We start from the raw sequence: 19,856 nt of genomic DNA, 5'->3' as shown, positions 1-19,856 counted from the left end.
CCCGAGATCGGCGGGGCGCGCGGCGCGATCGGGCGGTCGTCGTGAGCGGCCCGCGCAGCCCGTGGGAGCGGCCGTTCGAGCCAGGCGACGCTGCCGGCACGCACCCCGGGGAGCAGGGCTACCCCGCCGACGGTGCTGCGGGTTCGGGCAGCAAAGGCACGCCGGACCGTGCCGCCGGCTCGGACGGCGATGCGGGCAACGGCGGGGGTGACGGTGCTGCCGACTCGGGCCATGGTGTGGCGCCGGGCGCCGCCCCCGACGGTTACTCGCCGGCGCAGTATTCGAACCCGTCGTATCCCCAGCAGGGCGGCCCCGGTCAGTACCCGGGTTCGCAGTACCCGTACCCGAGCGGGCAGTATCCGAGCGCGCAGTACCCGGCGGGGCTATATCAAAGTGCCCAGTACCCGGCGGGGCAATATCAAAGTGCCCAGTATCCGAGCGCCCAGTATCCGAGCGCCGGCGGCTCGGGCATTCCGCAGTGGCCGGGCGCGGGAGGCCCCGGAGCGCCGGGCGGTGAGCCACCGAAGCGGTCGCGGACCGGCCTGTGGATCGGCGCCGGCGTCACGACCGTGCTGGTGGTGTTGGTGATCATCGCGGTGGTAGTGGGGCTGGTGCACCACGGTGCGAGCGCATCCGTCGCCGGCGCGCCGGATGCCTCTACGGCACCGTCGGGGGCCGGCGTCGACAGCTGCGGGCTGCCGGGCACCGGCGCGAGCGCGCCGATCACCGACTTCGTCACGTCGGGCCCACTGTCGTTCCCGGTGAGTGCCGCGCCGGGATGGACGGCGCAGACGTACGTCACCTACGCCCAGAGCCGCAACGCGGCCGGTCTGGTGTACCCGATCGTGGGGCAGCAGTGGCAGGCCGGCGCCGAGATCGGGGAGACCACCTTCACGCCGACGATCAAGGCGGCCGATGCGGCCACCCGCATGGTCGCCTGCATCGCGGCCGGTGCGGGCTACAAGGACGCCGATCCGCACGTGGCGAACCAGAGCGCCGCGGCGGCGATCAAGGTCGACGGTGTCGATGCCGCCAAGGTCACCGCCGACATCCGGGTCAGTCGGCCAGGGCTCTCGGTGGAGGGCGACCACCTCACGGTGATCGTCGTCGAGACCGCGCCGCAGACGTATCTGCTCACCGACACCCCGATCGGTGACTCGGGGCTGGCCGCGGTTGCGCAGGCGATCGCCGACCAGCTCAGGGTTGCCAAGGACGTGTGACGGTCGCCGATCGCGGGCGGGCGGCGCTGTACCAGGCCGAGTCGATGGTCCGCGGCCTGTTCGAGCACGCCCAGCGCGCGCCGGGGCGAGCCGTCGACGTGTGCGGCATCGCGCTGACCCTGCCGCCGGAGGCCAGGTTCGCGTCACTGGAGTCGGTGCAGCGCTATGTCGACGACGCACTTCGTGTGCTGGGGCGGCCGGCCGAGGTGCGGGTGCGCGCCCGCGCGGGTGTGGCCGGTGCACACTACGAACCCGTCCCGCCTGTCATCGCGGTCCCGACGGGGGCCGGGGGAGCGTGGGCGCTGCGCGAGACCGTGGTGCTGCACGAGGTGACGCACCACGTCGTGGCCGTCACTGCCGCACCCGAGCGGTCCGTGGCACCCCACGGACCGGAGTTCGCGTCCGCCCACGTCGACGTGCTGCGGGCGGTGATGGGGCCGGAGGCGGGCCTGGCGCTGGAGGTCGTCTATCGCGAGTGCGGCGTGCCACTGCGGTAGGCGGTCCCGATGCGCGCGGCCGCCGGTTTGTGTCGACGGCGCCGGTCAGCTAACATATCCGTTTGGAATCCGGCAACCCGGATCGTTCCACCGAAGACCGTCGGTCATCGAGGTCGCCGCGAGGCGCCCGCGATCGAAGGCCCGGCAGCAGCCGGCGACCCACGCAGGATGGACGAGGTTTCGTTTCGGCCGCGCGCGAGCGCAGCTTGAAGACCCCGTGCGCCCTGCGCCCGGGGTTTCGTCGTTCTACCGCCCCCTTCGTGCGCCGACGCGTAACCACGCAGAGAGGAGGCGAAGTATGGCAAACGCTGAAAAGGTCGCCGCAGTAGCGGAGATCGCCGAGCAGTTCGAGAAGGCTACCGCCACCGTCGTCACGGAATACCGTGGCCTGTCGGTCGGTAACATCACCGAGCTGCGTCGCTCGCTCGGCGCCGGCACGACGTACTCCGTCGCCAAGAACACCCTGGTCAAGCTCGCGGCGGCCGACGCCGGCGTGCAGGGCCTGGACGAGCTGTTCAGCGGCCCCACCGCGATCGCCTTCATCGAGGGCGAGCCGGTCGAGGCGGCTAAGGCGATCAAGAAGTTCGCCAAGGACAACAAGGCCCTGATCATCAAGGGCGGCTACATGGACGGCAAGCCGCTGTCTGTGGACGAGGTCGAGCGCATCGCTGATCTCGAGTCGCGTGAGGTGCTCCTGGCCAAGCTCGCCGGTGCCATGAAGGGCAACTTGGCGAAGGCCGCCGGCCTGTTCAACGCTCCCGCTTCGCAGGTGGCCCGCCTGGCCGCCGCGCTGCAGGAGAAGAGGGCAGCCGAGGAGGGCACCGCAGGTGCCGCCGACGCTGCGGTCGAGACCGCAGCAGAATAACCCGCTGATCCAGCGACACCCCAACCTCTCCAGCGTTCCGGCTGGCGAGGCCTGACTACCCCTTCTCGCGGATCAGCGAGCAAGGATTGAACGAAAGGACTTACGTCATGGCGAAGCTCACCACCGACGAGCTGCTCGACGCTTTCAAGGAGCTGACCCTGCTCGAGCTCTCGGAGTTCGTGAAGGCCTTCGAGGAGACCTTCGAGGTCACCGCTGCCGCTCCGGTCGCCGCCGTCGCGGCTGCGGGCGCTGCTCCGGCTGCCGCTGAGGCCGCTGCCGAGCAGGACGAGTTCGACGTCGTGCTCGAGGGCGCCGGCGACAAGAAGATCCAGGTCATCAAGGTCGTGCGCGAGCTCGTGTCCGGCCTGGGCCTCAAGGAGGCCAAGGACCTCGTCGAGAGCGCCCCCAAGGCCATTCTCGAGAAGGTCGACAAGGACGCTGCCGAGGCCGCCAAGGAGAAGCTGGCCGCGGCCGGCGCTTCGGTCTCCGTCAAGTAGTTCCGGCTGCGGCGGGCCATGCCCGTTCGTGCCGAGAGACGACCCCCACCGCTTCGCGGTGGGGGTCGTGTCCGTCTCGTGGGCCGGTCGGTAGGCTTCTAGGTGGGTGTAGCGAGCGCCACACCGATCCGCTCTACTGGATGCATGGTTGATCAGACCACCGCGTGCGGTATGGTCGCAGAAACGTACGCTGCTGTGGCGCGAGCCACATTCTCGTGTGCCTCAGGAAGGGTCTGCTGTGGGTGTCGAAATTACAACCAATCACCTGACGAAGTCGTTCGGTTCGCGGAACATCTGGACCGACGTGTCGCTGACCCTGCCGCCTGGCGAGGTATCAGTTCTGCTGGGCCCCTCGGGTACCGGTAAGTCGGTGTTCCTGAAGTCCCTCATCGGCCTGCTCCGGCCGGAGGAGGGCGAGATCATCATCGACGGCACCGACATCCTGAAGTGCTCCTCCTCCGAGCTGTACGAGATCCGCAAGATGTTCGGCGTGCTGTTCCAGGACGGCGCGCTGTTCGGCTCGATGAACCTGTACGACAACACCGCCTTCCCGCTTCGTGAGCACACGAAGAAGAAGGAGAGCGAGATCCGCAAGATCACCATGGAGAAGCTCGAGATGGTGGGTCTGATCGGCGCCGAGGATCGGCTCCCCGGCGAGATCTCGGGTGGTATGCGTAAGCGCGCCGGCCTCGCCCGCGCCCTGGTGCTGGACCCTCAGATCATGCTCGTCGACGAGCCCGACTCGGGCCTCGACCCGGTGCGTACCACCTACACCACCCAGCTGTTGATCGACATCAACGCCCAGATCGACTGCACCACCCTGATCGTCACGCACAACATCAACATCGTCCGCACGGTTCCCGACAACATGGGCATGCTGTTCCTCAAGCGGCTCGTCATGATGGGTCCGCGTGAGCTCCTGCTGACCTCCGACGAGCCGGTGGTCAAGCAGTTCCTCACCGGTTCGATGATCGGTCCGATCGGTATGTCGGAGGAGAAGGACACCGCCCAGATGGAGGCGGAGGCGGCGAACGTCGCAGCGGGACACTCGGCCGGTGGCGTCGAGCTGATCGAGGACATCGCCCCCCAGATGCAGCCGACCCCGGGCATGCCGGAGCGCAAGGGCGTCGCCCGCCGCAAGGCGCGTGTCCGCCAGATGCTGCCGTCGCTGCCGCCCAAGGCGCGTGCGGCCATCCTCAAGGACCTCGGCGACGAGCCGCTGGCCGCGGCTGTCGCGGCCCCGACCTCGGTCGGCGCGGCACCGTCGTTGACCAAGGACGGGCCGACCACCGCGCAGGTCCCGATCCAGCGCCCGGCAGAGTTCGGTGGGAACGACGAGCCCACCGGGTCGTACCAGATCGCGCCCGATGTCGTCGACATCGGCTCGACCGACCAGATCCCGCGCTACCGCGACTGAGCGCCGTAGACACGACACCCGGGACGCCCGGACCGCTTCGGTCCGGGCGTTCTGTCGTCGCAGACGCCTCCCGTCGCTGCCTCTGACCGCGGCTCTCGCGTCCGTGACCTGCCCCGTTACCCCCGTGCAGCCGGGCCGGACGGGGGTTTTTTCAACGGATGCGGCGGTTTCGCTTGACGATTGCGGCCGGGCAGGTCACTCTTACCTACAGACGCGGAGCATCGGTGCTCGATCGGTAGCCAGTCGGTGGGACCGGTCCGCGTGTGTAGCCTCTCTGGTGGAGTGTGCCCTTGCGGGGCTTGTCTCGGTCTGCTAATGTTGGACGTTGCGCTGGCTGCCTCCTGTCCAATCGAATATCTCTCCGCAATCCATATGCGGTGTTCTGCTCAGGTTGCCGTCGGCGGTGTTGGCAAAACCACTAGGCAAAGCAGAGGACGCATCTTGGCAGTCTCAGTCTCCAGCCAGACCTCGACCGACGCGGGCTCGAACAAGGGCGGGGTTCCCGGAGCCCCGAAGCGCGTATCCTTCGCGAAGATCAGCGAACCCCTCCCGGTTCCGGGCCTCCTCGATCTACAGATCGACTCCTTCGATTGGCTGGTCGGCTCGGAAGAGTGGCGTGAGAAGGCCGTCTCCCGCGGCGACGCGAACCCGACCGGTGGCCTGGAGGACATCCTCGCCGAGCTGTCCCCGATCGAGGACTTCTCCGGGTCGATGTCGCTCTCCTTCTCCGACCCTCGCTTCGACGAGGTCAAGGCCTCGCTCGACGAGTGCAAGGACAAGGACATGACGTACGCGGCTCCGCTGTTCGTCACCGCCGAGTTCATCAACAACAACACCGGCGAGATCAAGTCGCAGACGGTGTTCATGGGCGACTTCCCGATGATGACCGACAAGGGCACGTTCATCATCAACGGCACCGAGCGTGTCGTCGTGTCTCAGCTGGTCCGGTCGCCGGGCGTCTACTTCGACGAGACCATCGACAAGTCCACCGAGAAGCACCTGCACTCGGTGAAGGTCATCCCGGGCCGCGGCGCGTGGCTCGAGTTCGACGTCGACAAGCGCGACACGGTGGGTGTGCGCATCGACCGCAAGCGCCGGCAGCCGGTCACCGTGCTGCTCAAGGCGCTGGGCTGGACCAGCGAGCAGATCATCGAGCGCTTCGGCTTCTCGGAGATCATGCGGTCCACCCTCGAGAAGGACAACACGGCCGGTACCGACGAGGCGCTGCTCGACATCTACCGCAAGCTGCGTCCGGGCGAGCCGCCCACCAAGGAGTCGGCGCAGGCGCTGCTGGAGAACCTCTTCTTCAAGGAGAAGCGGTACGACCTGGCCCGCGTCGGTCGCTACAAGCTGAACAAGAAGCTCGGCCTGCCGCCCAACGCGGACGGCTCGCAGACCCTCGTCCTCACCGAGGAGGACATCGTCGCGACGGTCGAGTACCTGGTGCGCCTGCACGAGGCCCCGACCGACCAGCTGACCTTCATGACGGTGCCCGGCGGCTCCGAGGTGCCGGTCGAGGTCGACGACATCGACCACTTCGGTAACCGTCGTCTCCGCACGGTGGGCGAGCTGATCCAGAACCAGCTCCGCGTGGGCCTGTCCCGCATGGAGCGGGTCGTGCGGGAGCGCATGACCACGCAGGACGTCGAGGCGATCACCCCGCAGACCCTGATCAACATCCGGCCCGTGTCGGCGGCGATCAAGGAGTTCTTCGGGACCTCCCAGCTGTCGCAGTTCATGGACCAGAACAACCCGCTGTCGGGCCTGACCCACAAGCGCCGCCTGTCGGCGCTGGGCCCCGGTGGTCTGTCCCGCGAGCGCGCGGGCCTCGAGGTCCGCGACGTGCACCCGTCGCACTACGGCCGCATGTGCCCCATCGAGACCCCTGAGGGCCCGAACATCGGCCTGATCGGTGCGCTGTCGGTGTTCGCGCGGGTCAACCCGTTCGGCTTCATCGAGACGCCGTACCGCAAGGTGGTCGACGGCCAGGTCACGGACGAGATCCACTACCTGACGGCCGACGAGGAGGACCGCCACGTCGTGGCGCAGGCCAACTCGGGGACCGACGGTGCCGGGCACCTCACGGACGCGCGCGTCCTGGTCCGGAAGAAGGGCGGCGAGGTCGAGTACGTCTCGGCCGCGCAGGTCGACTACATGGACGTCTCGCCGCGCCAGATGGTGTCGGTCGCGACCGCGATGATCCCGTTCCTCGAGCACGACGATGCCAACCGCGCCCTCATGGGTGCCAACATGCAGCGCCAGGCCGTACCGCTGGTCCGTAGCGAGTCGCCGCTGGTCGGCACAGGTATGGAGCTACGCGCCGCGGTCGACGCGGGCGACGTGGTGCTCACCGAGAAGACCGGCGTCGTCGAGGAGGTGTCGGCGGACTTCATCACGGTGATGGCCGACGACGGCTCCCGCAAGACGTACAAGCTGCGGAAGTTCGCGCGCTCCAACCAGGGCACGTGCGCCAACCAGCGGCCGATCGTGAGCGCCGGCCAGCGCGTCGAGTCGGGCCAGGTCCTGGCCGACGGCCCGTGCACCGAGAACGGTGAGATGGCGCTGGGCAAGAACCTGCTCGTCGCGATCATGCCGTGGGAGGGTCACAACTACGAGGACGCGATCATCCTGAGCCAGCGCCTGGTGGAGGAGGACGTCCTGACGTCCATCCACATCGAGGAGCACGAGATCGATGCCCGCGACACCAAGCTGGGCGCTGAGGAGATCACCCGGGACATCCCGAACGTCTCTGACGAGGTCCTGGCCGACCTGGATGAGCGCGGCATCATCCGCATCGGTGCCGAGGTCCGCGACGGCGACATCCTGGTCGGCAAGGTCACCCCGAAGGGCGAGACCGAGCTGACCCCGGAGGAGCGGCTGCTCCGCGCGATCTTCGGTGAGAAGGCGCGCGAGGTCCGTGACACGTCGCTCAAGGTGCCGCACGGCGAGACCGGCAAGGTGATCGGCGTGCGCGTGTTCAGCCGCGAGGACGACGACGAGCTCGCGCCCGGCGTCAACGAGCTGGTCCGCGTGTACGTGGCCCAGAAGCGCAAGATCCAGGACGGCGACAAGCTGGCCGGCCGGCACGGCAACAAGGGCGTCATCGGCAAGATCCTCCCGCAGGAGGACATGCCGTTCCTGCCCGACGGCACCCCGGTCGACATCATCCTGAACACGCACGGCGTGCCGCGGCGTATGAACATCGGCCAGATCCTCGAGACCCACCTCGGCTGGGTCGCGAAGGCCGGCTGGGACGTGCACCTGGCCGACGGCAGCCTGCCCGACTGGGCCTCGGCGCTGCCTGAGGAGATGTACTCGCAGCCGTCCGACACGAACACGGCGACGCCGGTGTTCGACGGTGCCCGCGACGAGGAGCTGCAGGGCCTGCTGGGCTCGACGCTGCCGAACCGCGACGGCGACGTCATGGTGGGCGGCGACGGCAAGGCGACCCTGTTCGACGGGCGCTCCGGCGAGCCGTTCCCCTACCCGGTCGCCGTCGGCTACATGTACATCATCAAGCTGCACCACCTCGTCGACGACAAGATCCACGCGCGGTCGACGGGTCCGTACTCGATGATCACGCAGCAGCCGCTCGGTGGTAAGGCGCAGTTCGGTGGCCAGCGGTTCGGCGAGATGGAGTGCTGGGCGATGCAGGCCTACGGCGCGGCCTACACGCTGCAGGAACTGCTCACGATCAAGTCGGACGACGTCGTGGGCCGCGTGAAGGTCTACGAGGCGATCGTCAAGGGCGAGAACATCCCCGAGCCCGGTATCCCCGAGTCGTTCAAGGTGCTCCTCAAGGAGCTGCAGTCGCTGTGCCTCAACGTCGAGGTGCTCTCCAGCGACGGCGCCGCGATCGAGATGGCCGACGGTGACGACGAGGACTTGGAGCGCGCAGCGGCCAACCTCGGCATCAACCTGTCGCGCAACGAGAACGCGTCCGCCGAAGACCTCGCCAACTAAATCCGCCAACCGACCACCAAGAGGAGACAAGTGCTCGACGTCAACTTCTTCGACGAACTCAAGATCGGTCTGGCGACCGTCGACGACATCCACAACTGGAGCTACGGCGAGGTCAAGAAGCCCGAGACCATCAACTACCGCACGCTCAAGCCCGAGAAGGACGGCCTGTTCTGCGAGAAGATCTTCGGACCGACTCGCGACTGGGAGTGCTACTGCGGTAAGTACAAGCGTGTCCGCTTCAAGGGCATCATCTGTGAGCGCTGCGGCGTCGAGGTCACTCGCGCCAAGGTGCGGCGTGAGCGGATGGGCCACATCGAGCTGGCCGCGCCGGTCACGCACATCTGGTACTTCAAGGGCGTGCCCTCGCGCCTCGGGTACCTGCTGGACCTGGCGCCCAAGGACCTCGAGAAGATCATCTACTTCGCGGCCTACGTGATCGTCGCCGTCGACGACGAGCAGCGGCACAACGAGCAGTCGACGCTCGAGGCCGAGATCACCTCCGAGAAGAAGGTCCTCGCCGACCAGCGCGACGTGGACCTGGAGAACCGGGCCAAGAAGCTCGAGGACGACCTGGCCGTGCTCGAGGCCGAAGGCGCCAAGGCCGATGCGCGCCGCAAGGTGAAGGACGGCGGCGAGCGGGAGATGCGGCAGATCCGCGACCGTGCGCAGCGTGCCATCGACGAGCTCGACGAGATCTGGACGACCTTCGTCAAGCTCTCGCCGAAAGACATGATCGTCGACGAGCGGCTGTACCGCGAGCTGCAGGACCGCTACGGCGAGTACTTCACGGGCGCCATGGGTGCCGAGGCGATCAAGAAGCTCATCGAGAACTTCGACATCGACGCCGAGGCCGAGGAACTGCGCGAGATCATCCGCTCGGGCAAGGGGCAGAAGAAGCTCCGCGCCCTCAAGCGGCTCAAGGTCGTGGCCGCGTTCCAGCAGTCGGGCAACTCGCCGCTGGGCATGGTCCTCGACGCGGTCCCGGTGATCCCGCCGGAGCTGCGCCCGATGGTGCAGCTGGACGGTGGCCGCTTCGCGACCTCCGACCTGAACGACCTGTACCGCCGCGTGATCAACCGCAACAACCGCCTCAAGCGACTGATCGACCTCGGTGCGCCCGAGATCATCGTCAACAACGAGAAGCGGATGCTGCAGGAGTCCGTGGACGCGCTGTTCGACAACGGCCGTCGCGGCCGGCCGGTCACCGGACCGGGCAACCGCCCGCTGAAGTCGCTGTCGGATCTGCTCAAGGGCAAGCAGGGCCGGTTCCGCCAGAACCTGCTCGGCAAGCGCGTCGACTACTCCGGCCGTTCCGTCATCGTCGTCGGCCCGCAGCTGAAGCTGCACCAGTGCGGTCTGCCCAAGCTGATGGCGCTGGAGCTGTTCAAGCCCTTCGTGATGAAGCGCCTCGTGGACCTCAACCACGCGCAGAACATCAAGTCGGCCAAGCGGATGGTGGAGCGGCAGCGGCCGCAGGTGTGGGACGTCCTCGAAGAGGTCATCGCCGAGCACCCCGTGCTGCTGAACCGCGCGCCGACGCTGCACCGCCTGGGTATCCAGGCGTTCGAGCCGCAGCTGGTGGAGGGCAAGGCCATCCAGCTGCACCCGCTCGTGTGTGAGGCGTTCAACGCCGACTTCGACGGTGACCAGATGGCCGTGCACCTGCCGCTGTCGGCGGAGGCGCAGGCCGAGGCCCGCATCCTGATGCTGTCCAGCAACAACATCCTGTCGCCGGCGTCGGGTCGCCCGCTCGCCATGCCCCGTCTGGACATGGTGACCGGTCTGTACCACCTGACCACGCTCAAGGAGAACGCGGCGGGCGCCCACCAGGCCGCCACCACGGACTCCGCCGAGCACGGCGTCTACTCCAGCCCGGCCGAGGCCATCATGGCCACCGACCTGGGTGAGCTGTCGATCCAGGCCCCCATTCGGGTGCGCCTGACCACGCAGCGCCCGACTGTCGAGGTCGAGGCGGAGCAGTTCCCCGACGGCTGGAAGCGCGGCCAGGCGTGGATCGCGGAGACGACGCTGGGTCGCGTGATGTTCAACGAGCTGCTCCCGGCGGACTACCCGTTCATCAACGAGCAGATGCCGAAGAAGCGGCAGGCGACGATCATCAACGATCTGGCCGAGCGCTACCCGATGATCGTGGTCGCGCAGACCGTGGACAAGCTCAAGGACGCCGGTTTCTACTGGGCGACCCGCTCGGGCGTGACCGTCTCCATGGCGGACGTGCTCGTGCCGCCGCGGAAGACGGAGATCCTCGATCACTACGAGGAGCGTGCCGACGGGCTGGAGCGCAAGTACGCGCGTGGCGCCCTGACCTCGACCGAGCGCCGTGACGCGCTGGTGGAGATCTGGAAGCAGGCGACCGAAGAGGTCGGTAAGGCCATCGAGGACTACTACCCCGAAGACAACCCGATCACGATGATCCCGAAGTCGGGTGCCACGGGCAACATGACGCAGGTGCGCAACCTGGCCGGCATGAAGGGTCTGGTGACCAACCCGAAGGGTGAGTTCATCCCGCGGCCGATCAAGTCCTCGTTCCGTGAGGGCCTGACGGTGCTGGAGTACTTCATCAACACCCACGGTGCACGTAAGGGCCTGGCCGACACCGCGCTCCGCACCGCCGACTCGGGTTACCTGACCCGTCGTCTGGTGGACGTGTCGCAGGACGTCATCGTCCGCGAGACCGACTGCAACACCACCCGCGGCATCATGGTGCCGCTGGCGGAGAAGCAGGCGGACGGCACGCTCATCCGCGACGCCCACGTCGAGACCTCCGCCTACGCGCGGACTCTCGCCGAGGACGCGGTGGACGCGTCCGGTCAGGTCGTCATCGAGCGTGGCCACGACCTGGGCGATCCGGCGATCGAGGCCCTGCTGGCCGCGGGCATCACCGAGGTGAAGGTGCGTTCCGTGCTCACCTGCACCACCGGCACCGGCGTCTGCGCGACCTGCTACGGCCGCTCGATGGCCACCGGCAAGCTGGTGGACATCGGCGAGGCGGTCGGCATCGTCGCCGCGCAGTCGATCGGTGAGCCCGGCACGCAGCTGACCATGCGTACGTTCCACCAGGGTGGCGTCGGCGACGACATCACCGGTGGTCTGCCGCGTGTCCAGGAGCTGTTCGAGGCCCGCGTGCCCAAGGGCAAGGCGCCGATCGCCGAGGTCGCCGGCCGCGTGCGGCTCGAGGACGACGATCGGTTCTACACGATCACCATCACGCCGGACGACGGTGGCGAAGAGGTCGTGTACGACAAGATCAGCAAGCGCCAGCGCCTGCGCGTGTTCAAGCACGACGACGGCAGCGAGCGTCTGCTGGCCGACGGTGACCACGTCGACGTGGGTCAGCAGCTGCTCGAGGGCGCGGCCGACCCGCACGAGGTGCTCCGCGTCATGGGACCGCGGCAGGTGCAGGTGCACCTGGTCAACGAGGTCCAGGAGGTGTATCGGAGCCAGGGTGTGTCGATCCACGACAAGCACATCGAGACCATCGTGCGTCAGATGCTGCGCCGCGTGACGATCATCGACTCGGGCTCGACGGAGTTCCTGCCCGGCTCGCTCACCGAGCGTGCCGAGTTCGAGGCGGCGAACCGTCGCGTCGTGGCCGAGGGCGGCGAGCCCGCGGCCGGCCGTCCCGTGCTGATGGGTATCACCAAGGCGTCGCTCGCGACGGACTCGTGGCTGTCGGCGGCCTCCTTCCAGGAGACCACCCGCGTGCTCACGGACGCCGCGATCAATACCCGCTCCGACAAGCTGGTCGGCTTGAAGGAGAACGTGATCATCGGCAAGCTGATCCCGGCTGGCACCGGCATCGCCCGGTACCGGAACATCCAGGTGCAGCCGACCGAGGAGGCCCGCGCCGCCGCCTACTCGGTGCCGAGCTTCGACGAGCAGTACTACAGCCCGGAGGGCGCCTTCGGTGCCCCGTCCGGCGCGGCGGTGCCGCTCGACGACTACGGGTTCTCGAACGACTATCGGTAGTCGTTCGCAGTGCAGACCGGGGAAGCTCCCGACCTTCGGGTCGGGGGCTTCCCCCGTTTCCAGCTCCGCCACCGGTCGGAGGCGCGCCGGCTGCAGTACCGTCGGGCGCATGAACCTCTTCCAGCGGTCCGCCGCCGTCTTCAACAAGGCCGTCACCCCTCTGCTGTCGCTACCCGTCGTCGGTGAGAAGCTCGGCGGCTCGATGGCGGTCCTCTCTTACACCGGCCGTCGCTCCGGGAAGGCCGTCAGCCTGCCCGTCAGCTACCGGCGGCGCGGCGACGACGTGGTCGTCGGGGTGGCGATGCCCGATCAGAAGTCGTGGTGGCGCAACTTCACCGGCACCGGCGCCCCGGTCACCGTCACCATCAACAGCGATGCCCGCACGGGTACGGCGGTCGCGCGCCGCGACGACAAGGGCGCTGTGACGGTGACGATCACCTTCGCCTGATCGTGGGCGGGCTCAGTACCGGGCCGGATAGGGTGCGTCGGTCGGCACGATCTCGGCGCCCAGCGGTAGCAGCGACACGGGGATCAGCTTGAAATTGGCGATCCCGAGCGGGATGCCGATGATGGTGCAGCACAGCGCGATCCCCGTGGTGAGGTGACCGATCGCGAGCCAGACGCCGGCCACCACCAGCCAGATGATGTTGCCGACCAGCGAGGCCGCGCTGGCGTCCGGGCGGCGCACCACCGTCCGTCCGAACGGCCACAGCGCGTACGCGGCGATCCGGAACGCCGCGATCCCGAACGGGATGGTGATGATCAGGATGCAGCAGACGATGCCGGCGATCGCATAACCCAGCGCCATCCAGAAGCCGCACAGGACGAGCCAGATGATGTTCAGCAGGAGCTTCATGGCTCCAGTGTGCCCGCGCCGGGGGCTCAGCCGCGTCGAGGCGAGTGGGCCGACTCCTCGACGAAGGCCCAGACGACGTTCGTGAGGGCCGCCGGCGCCTCGATCTGCGGCAGGTGTCCGGCGCCGGTGATCAGCTCGAAGCGCGCCGCGGGGATCGCGTCGGCGAACGCCCGTCCCAGGCCGACGTCAGAGATCCGATCCGCCTCGCCCCACACGACGAGGGTGGGAGTGCAGACCGACCGGAGGCGATCGCCGAGTGCGGCGTCGCTCATCGACTCTCCCGCGTACACCCCCAGCATGCGGCGGTTGCCCGCCATCGCGGCCAGCGCCTCCGGCGGCAGTGTCGTGGGGTCGATCCCGTACGTCGCGGGGTCCGCGTAGCTGCGGTCGGCGATCTCGGCCGGGCTGAGTGAGAAGAAGTCGACCACGGGGTGCTCGGCCACCTGCAGACCGACGGCATCGACCAGCACGTACCCGCTGACTCGCCGGGAGCCGATGACGGCCATCTCTGCGGCGATCCAGCCGCCGATCGAGTTCCCGACCACGGTGACGTCGTGCAGGTCGAGCGCGTCGAGCAACTCGGTGTAGAGGGCTGCCAGGTCGCGGACGGTGGCGACGGCGTCGGGCCGGACGGTGCCGGCGAACCCGGGGTGAACGGGCGCGATCACCCGCGCGGGTCGGTCCGCGGCCAGACGGTCGGCCCACGCGGCGACGGTGGCGGGTCCACCGCCGCCGTGCAACAGCAATACGGGGTGGCCTGTGCCCTGGTCGGTGAAGTCGATGGTGGCCGGTCCTACGGCGATCTGAGTCATGTAAGGAACCTTAGGTGAAGGTCGGGCACTAGGCAAGGAACCTTATATAAGGAGGTTGGTACGCTGTGGCCTGTGCAGTCGATCCAGGACGTGGGCCTCGCCGTCAAGCGGCTGCAGTGGCGCCACCATCGAGACAGCAACCGCCGGCTCGGGTCGGTGGGGCTGTCGCTCGTGCAGTGGGACGTGCTCCGGCACGCGCGGCGACAGCCCGACGCGACCCTGCACAGCCTTGCCGAGCTCACCTTTCAGACCGACCAGTCGATGGGCGAGCTCGCGCGACGGATGGTCGACCGCGATCTGCTGGAACGGGTCGACGGTCCCGGGCGCGCGGTCCGACACCGTCTCACCCCCGCAGGCGAGCGCGCCTACGCCGACGGTGCCGGCATCGTCGAGGACGTGCTGTCCGAGACGCTCGGGCGGCTCACGCCTGCCGAGCGTGAGCAGCTGTACGGTCTCCTGACCAAGGCGACGGGCAATGAGCCGGGTCAGACGTCGCCATAGTGCTCGAGGGTGGCGGCTGCACGCGCGGCGATCGCCTGCCGCATCGCCGGCGGGTCCAGCAACTCGACCGTGGGGCCGAGCGACCAGAGCGTGCGCAGCAGGTGCTGCTCGCCGCCGAACCGGGCGCGGATCCGGATGCGGCCGTCGGCATCCGCCGCCTCGTCTATGATCTCGATGATGGTGCGGGCCACCATATCCCGAACCTTCGGGTCGATCAGCACCGTGACGACGGTGTCGTGCAACGTCTCCCGGAACGACGCCCGGCTCGCCTCGAACGCGGCGGCGAGGTCGACGGTGGCAGGGCGATCCGTGGGTTCGCCTGTGGGTTCGACGGATTCGAACCGCGAGACCCGGTAAGTGCGGTCGGCACCGTCGCGCCGGGCCAGCAGGTACCAGACCTCGCCGGCGTGCACCAGGCCCACGGGGTCGAGCACCCGCTCGGCGACATCGGAGCCTCGCGCCCGGTACCGGACGCGGATGCGGACACCGTCGAACACCGCCTGCTGCAGCGCGCCGAGGAGCGGCTCGGGCGCGCGGGGGCGCGCGAATCCCTCCGGCAGCACCAGGATCCGCTCCGCCGCCTGCGTGGCCGCGGCGCGGTGCGGCTCGGGCAGCGCGGCCGCGACCTTGCGCATCGCGCTCGCGAACGCGGGGGAGTGGACCCGCCCCGAGGCGGAGGCCAGGAGCGCCTTGGCCTCGTCGAGCGTGAGCCCCGTGAGGTCGGTGCGGTACCCGGGGAGCAGGCTGATCCCGCCGCCGCGGCCGCGGTCGGTGTAGACGGGTACCCCCGCCGCCGACAGGGCCTCGACGTCGCGCAGCACCGTGCGTACCGAGACCTCCAACTCCGCCGCGAGTTCGCCCGCGGTGAGTCGGCCGCGGTGCCGCAGCAGCATGAGGATGGCGAGGAGCCGGTCGGCGCGCATGCCTCGATTCTCTCGGGAAAACATGACAATCGGTGTCATGTTCTTGGTGTTGACTCAGGGCATCGGTCGCAGGACAGCCCCGCGGCCAACGATCGAGGGAGCACGTCATGACCGCATCCGATACCCGCCTCGCGGACCCCCGCCCCGCCATCGGTGTCGCCGCCCAGCGCGCAACGCACCTGCTCGCCGGCGTGACCGCCGAGCAGTTCGGACTGCCCACCCCGTGCACGGAGTTCGACGTGCGCACCCTGGTGAATCATCTCCTCGGTATCGCCGACCGCTACATCGCGCTCGCCGAGAGGGGCACCGTCGAGGGCGTGCCCTCGATCGCCGAGGTGACGGTGACCGACGGTGCGGTCGCCGCCGAGGAGTTCGCGGCGCGGGTCGCTCGGGCGGAGGCGGCATGGGCCGACGACGCCCTGCTCGACCGCCCGGTGACGGTGCCATGGGGCACCGTGCCCGGCCGTGGCGCCCTGTGGGCCTACACGAACGAATTCCTGGTGCACGGTTGGGATCTCGCCGTCGCGACCGGGCAGCCGGCGGAGGCCGACGCGGCGGTCGTGGAGGCGGTCGCTCCCGTCGTTCGAACGTTCATCCCGGCGGAGATCCGCGGCGCAGAGGGGGTGCCGTTCGCCGCCGTCGTCGAGCCGCGTGACGGTGCCGGGCCCACCGAGCGCCTCGCCAACTGGGCCGGACGCAGCTCGACCGGCTGGGTCTGATCAGCCCGGTCTGACCGGCCGGGTCGGACTCTGTGACCGTCGCTTCCGTCGCCGCAACATGTGCACCGTTCCGTCGGCCCGACGGGCCGACGGAACGGTGCACATGTTGGTCAGACGTCGGCGGTCTCGGCGTTGGGTTCGATGACGAGTAGTAGGTCACCGCCCTCGACCTGCTGTATACCGCCGATGGCGAGGCGGCTGACGGTGCCGCCGCGGGGTGCCGTGATCGCGGCCTCCATCTTCATCGCTTCGATGGTGGCGACGGTGTCGCCCGCGGTGACGGTCTGTCCGACCTCGACACCCAGGGTGACGACGCCGGCGAACGGGGCGGGGACCTGGCGGGGGTCGGAGCGGTCGGCGCGTTCGGCCGGCGGGATCTCGGCTTGGACGGAGCGGTCGCGGACGGTGACGGGGCGCAGCTGCCCGTTGAGGTTGCACATCACGGTCCGCAGCCCGCGCTCGTCGGGTTCGGAGACGGCCTCGAGGACGATGAGCAGTTCGACGCCCTTCTCGAGCGGCACACGGTGCTCCTCGCCCTGGCGCAGTCCGTAGAAGAACTGGTTGGTCGAGAGCAGGCTGGTGTCGCCGTACTTCTCCCGGTGCGTTTCGAATTCCTTTGTGGGGGTAGGGAACAGCAGCCGGTTGAGGGTCGCCCGGCGCTCCGCCGACGAGCCGTCCAGGAGAGCGGCGTCCTCCGCCGACACGGGAGTGACGGGTCGGGCGCCGGCTCGGCCGTGCAGGGCGCGGGTGCGTAGGGGTTCGGGCCAGCCGGCGACGGGGGTGCCGAGTTCGCCGCGGAGGAATCCGATGACGGAGTCGGGGATATCGTAGGCGCCGGGGTCGGCGGCGAATTGTTCTGTGCTGACCTGGTTTCCGACCAATGCCAGGGCGAGGTCGCCGACCACCTTGGAGGAGGGGGTGACCTTGATCAGGCGGCCGAGCAGCCGGTCGGCGCCGGCGTAGGCGGCTTCGACGTCTTCGAACCGGTCGCCGAGGCCGAGGGCGATGGCCTGCTGCCGCAGGTTGGACAGCTGGCCGCCGGGGATCTCGTGGGTGTAGACGCGTCCGGTGGGGGCGGGCAGTCCGGATTCGAACGGGGCGTATTCCCGGCGGAGGGCCTCCCAGTACGGTTCGAGGTCGCAGACCGCCGCCAGCGAGAGGCCGGTGTCGCGGTCGGTGTGGGCCGTGGCGGCGACGATCGCGGAGAGTGCGGGTTGGCTGGTGGTGCCGGCCATCGCCGCGGAGGCGCCGTCGACGGCGTCGGCGCCGGCCTGCCAGGCGGCGAGGTAGGTGGCCAGCTGCCCGCCGGGGGTGTCGTGTGTGTGCACGTGCACCGGCAGGTCGAACTCCCGACGCAGGGCGGTGACCAGTGTGGCGGCGGCGGGGGCGCGGAGCAGCCCGGCCATGTCCTTGATGGCCAGGATGTGGGCGCCGGCATCGATGATCCGTTCTGCGAGGCGCAGGTAGTAGTCGAGGGTGTACAGGTCCTCACCCGGATCGGTGAGATCGCCGGTGTAGGACAGGGCGACCTCCGCGACGCCGGTGCCGGTGTCGCGGACCGCGTCGATCGCCGGGCGCATCTGTTCGACGTCGTTGAGGGCGTCGAAGATACGGAAGATGTCGACGCCGGTGGCGGCGGCCTCGGTGACGAATGCGCGGGTGACGGTGTCGGGGTACGGCGTGTAGCCGACGGTGTTGCGGCCGCGCAGCAGCATCTGCAGACAGATGTTGGGGACCGCCTCCCGCAGCTTCGCCAGCCGCTCCCACGGATCCTCGAACAGGAACCGCAGCGCCACATCGTAGGTCGCGCCGCCCCACGCCTCGATGGACAGCAACTGCGGGGTCATCCTGGCCACGTACGGCGCCACCGACAGCAGGCTGCGGGTGCGTACCCGGGTCGCCAGCAGCGACTGGTGTGCGTCGCGGAACGTGGTGTCCGTGACGCCGAGCGCCTTCTGCCGGCGCAGGTCGGCCGCGAAGCCCTCCGGGCCCAACGCGAGTAGCCGCTGCCGCGATCCGTCCGGCGCCGCCGCGGTCAGGTCGATGGCGGGCAGCTTGTCGATCGCGTAGGCCGCGGTGGGTCGCTCGCCGTGCGGGTGGTTGACGGTGACGTCGGCGAGGTAGGTCAGGATGCGGGTGCCGCGGTCGGCGGAGTTGCGTTGCGTCAGCAGCTGCGGGTGCTCGGCGATGAACGAGGTGGTGATCCGGCCGGCGCGGAAGTCGGGGTCGTCGAGTACCGCCTGCAGGAACGGGATGTTGGTGGCGACCCCGCGGATGCGGAACTCCGCCACCGCCCGCCGCGCGCGGGAGATCGCCGTGGCGAAGTCCCGGCCGCGGCAGGTCAGCTTCACCAGCATCGAGTCGAAGTGCCCACCGACCTCGGTGCCCAGCGACGCGGCGCCGTCGAGCCGCACCCCGGCGCCGCCCGGCGACCGGTAGGCGGTGAGCCGGCCGGTGTCCGGGCGGAAGCCGGCCGACGGGTCCTCGGTGGTGATGCGGCACTGCAGCGCGGCGCCGCGGACGGTGATCCGATCCTGCGACAGCCCGAGATCCGCGAGTGACTCCCCGGCGGCGATCCGCAGCTGGGCTTGCACCAGGTCGACGTCGGTGATCTCCTCCGTCACCGTGTGCTCGACCTGGATGCGGGGGTTCATCTCGATGAAGAAGTGCTGCCCGCGGGTATCGAGGAGGAATTCGACGGTGCCGGCGCACGAGTAGCCGATGTGCTCGGCGAACGCCACCGCGTCGGCGCAGATGCGGTCGCGCAGTGCGGGATCGAGGTTCGGGGCAGGCGCGAGCTCGATCACCTTCTGATGCCGGCGTTGCAGCGAGCAGTCCCGTTCGTACAGGTGGATGACGTCGCCGTGGGTGTCGGCGAGGATCTGCACCTCGATGTGCCGGGGGTCGACGACGGCCTGCTCGAGGAACACCGTCGCGTCGCCGAACGCCGACTCCGCCTCCCGCGCGGCGGCCTCGATCGCCTCCCGCAGATCGCCGGGCTCCGCGACCCGGCGCATGCCCCGGCCGCCGCCACCCGCGACGGCTTTGACGAACACCGGGAACGTCATCGACTGCGCCGCGATCAGCAGTTCGTCGACATCCGCCGACGGCTCCGACGATGCCAGCACCGGCAGGCCCGCGGCCTTCGCCGCCGCCACCGCATGGGCCTTGTTGCCGGTCAACTCCAGGATGTCCGCCGGCGGCCCCACGAACGTGATCCCTGCCGCCGCGCACGCCGCCGCCAGATCCGGGTTCTCCGACAGGAACCCGTACCCCGGATACACCGCGTCGGCACCGGAACGCTGTGCCGCACCGATGATCTCCTCGACCGACAGATACGCGCGGACCGGATGCCCCGGCTCGCCGATCTGATAGCTCTCGTCCGCCTTCGTCCGGTGTCCGGCGTTGCGGTCCTCGTAGGGGTACACCGCCACCGTCGCCGCCCCCAACTCGTACGCGGCACGCAGAGCACGGATAGCGATCTCGCCGCGATTGGCGACCAGAACCTTGGAGAACAAGAGATGACCCCTTCGTGGGAGGCGGATCTTTTACGGTTCGACCCTATAGGTGTAGGCACACCGCGGGCGGCGGTTCGGCGG

General features: G+C 69.1%; 14 protein-coding genes. 10 read left to right on the top strand and 4 right to left on the bottom strand.

From position 1 onward, the window contains the following. From ABD908_RS09015 to ABD908_RS08980, 8 genes are all read left to right on the top strand, one after another. A partial coding sequence (locus ABD908_RS09015; protein ID WP_344994008.1) for a hypothetical protein occupies positions 1-1,220 on the top strand: 1,220 nt, incomplete at its 5' end. Next, positions 1,217-1,717 (top strand): TIGR04338 family metallohydrolase, encoded by a 501-nt coding sequence (locus ABD908_RS09010; RefSeq protein WP_344994005.1) that lies wholly within the window; start codon positions 1,217-1,219, stop codon positions 1,715-1,717. The genes ABD908_RS09015 and ABD908_RS09010, both read left to right, overlap by 4 nt. 298 nt (positions 1,718-2,015) lie before the next feature. Continuing rightward, complete coding sequence (gene rplJ / locus ABD908_RS09005; RefSeq protein ID WP_344994002.1) at positions 2,016-2,582, top strand: 50S ribosomal protein L10; 567 nt, start codon at positions 2,016-2,018, stop codon at positions 2,580-2,582. A gap of 107 nt (positions 2,583-2,689) precedes the next feature. Then, a complete protein-coding gene (gene rplL / locus ABD908_RS09000; RefSeq protein ID WP_344993999.1) occupies positions 2,690-3,079 on the top strand; it encodes a 50S ribosomal protein L7/L12 in 390 nt (129 codons plus the stop codon). Positions 3,080-3,317: 238 nt separating this feature from the next. Then, complete coding sequence (locus ABD908_RS08995; protein WP_344993996.1) at positions 3,318-4,496, top strand: ABC transporter ATP-binding protein; 1,179 nt, start codon at positions 3,318-3,320, stop codon at positions 4,494-4,496. A gap of 372 nt (positions 4,497-4,868) precedes the next feature. Beyond that, a complete protein-coding gene (rpoB, locus tag ABD908_RS08990) occupies positions 4,869-8,459 on the top strand; it encodes a DNA-directed RNA polymerase subunit beta (RefSeq protein WP_344993993.1) in 3,591 nt (1,196 codons plus the stop codon). Between the two features lie 30 nt (positions 8,460-8,489). Further along, positions 8,490-12,446, top strand: a complete 3,957-nt coding sequence (locus ABD908_RS08985) for a DNA-directed RNA polymerase subunit beta' (RefSeq protein ID WP_344993990.1) — start codon at positions 8,490-8,492, stop codon at positions 12,444-12,446. Positions 12,447-12,555: 109 nt separating this feature from the next. Then, on the top strand, positions 12,556-12,894 hold the full coding sequence (locus ABD908_RS08980) for a nitroreductase/quinone reductase family protein (RefSeq protein ID WP_344993988.1): 339 nt from the start codon (positions 12,556-12,558) through the stop codon (positions 12,892-12,894). 12 nt (positions 12,895-12,906) lie between these two features. Here ABD908_RS08980 and ABD908_RS08975 read toward each other — a convergent pair whose 3' ends face one another. Continuing rightward, complete coding sequence (locus ABD908_RS08975) at positions 12,907-13,302, bottom strand: YccF domain-containing protein (protein ID WP_344993985.1); 396 nt, start codon at positions 13,300-13,302, stop codon at positions 12,907-12,909. A gap of 26 nt (positions 13,303-13,328) precedes the next feature. After that, positions 13,329-14,114: an alpha/beta fold hydrolase gene (locus ABD908_RS08970; RefSeq protein ID WP_344993982.1), complete on the bottom strand. Its 786-nt coding sequence runs from the start codon at positions 14,112-14,114 to the stop codon at positions 13,329-13,331. A 72-nt stretch (positions 14,115-14,186) separates the two neighbouring features. On the opposite strand from ABD908_RS08970, the gene ABD908_RS08965 reads away from it, so the two are divergent. Then, positions 14,187-14,615 (top strand): MarR family winged helix-turn-helix transcriptional regulator, encoded by a 429-nt coding sequence (locus tag ABD908_RS08965; RefSeq protein WP_344993980.1) that lies wholly within the window; start codon positions 14,187-14,189, stop codon positions 14,613-14,615. Here ABD908_RS08965 and ABD908_RS08960 read toward each other — a convergent pair. Next, positions 14,600-15,538: a helix-turn-helix transcriptional regulator gene (locus tag ABD908_RS08960; RefSeq protein ID WP_344993978.1), complete on the bottom strand. Its 939-nt coding sequence runs from the start codon at positions 15,536-15,538 to the stop codon at positions 14,600-14,602. The two genes, ABD908_RS08965 and ABD908_RS08960, sit on opposite strands and share 16 nt — an antisense overlap. A 107-nt stretch (positions 15,539-15,645) precedes the next feature. On the opposite strand from ABD908_RS08960, the gene ABD908_RS08955 reads away from it, so the two are divergent. After that, on the top strand, positions 15,646-16,257 hold the full coding sequence (locus ABD908_RS08955; protein WP_344993975.1) for a TIGR03086 family metal-binding protein: 612 nt from the start codon (positions 15,646-15,648) through the stop codon (positions 16,255-16,257). 110 nt (positions 16,258-16,367) lie between these two features. Here the strand turns inward: ABD908_RS08955 and ABD908_RS08950 are convergent, their stop codons facing one another. Further along, a complete protein-coding gene (locus ABD908_RS08950) occupies positions 16,368-19,775 on the bottom strand; it encodes a pyruvate carboxylase (protein WP_344993972.1) in 3,408 nt (1,135 codons plus the stop codon). Positions 19,776-19,856 lie beyond the last annotated feature (81 nt).

This window comes from Tsukamurella soli (assembly GCF_039541155.1).
Lineage (GTDB): Bacteria > Actinomycetota > Actinomycetes > Mycobacteriales > Mycobacteriaceae > Tsukamurella > Tsukamurella soli.
The sequence above is the reverse complement of the archived record's forward strand: the minus strand, read 5'-3'. Positions and strand labels throughout refer to the sequence as shown.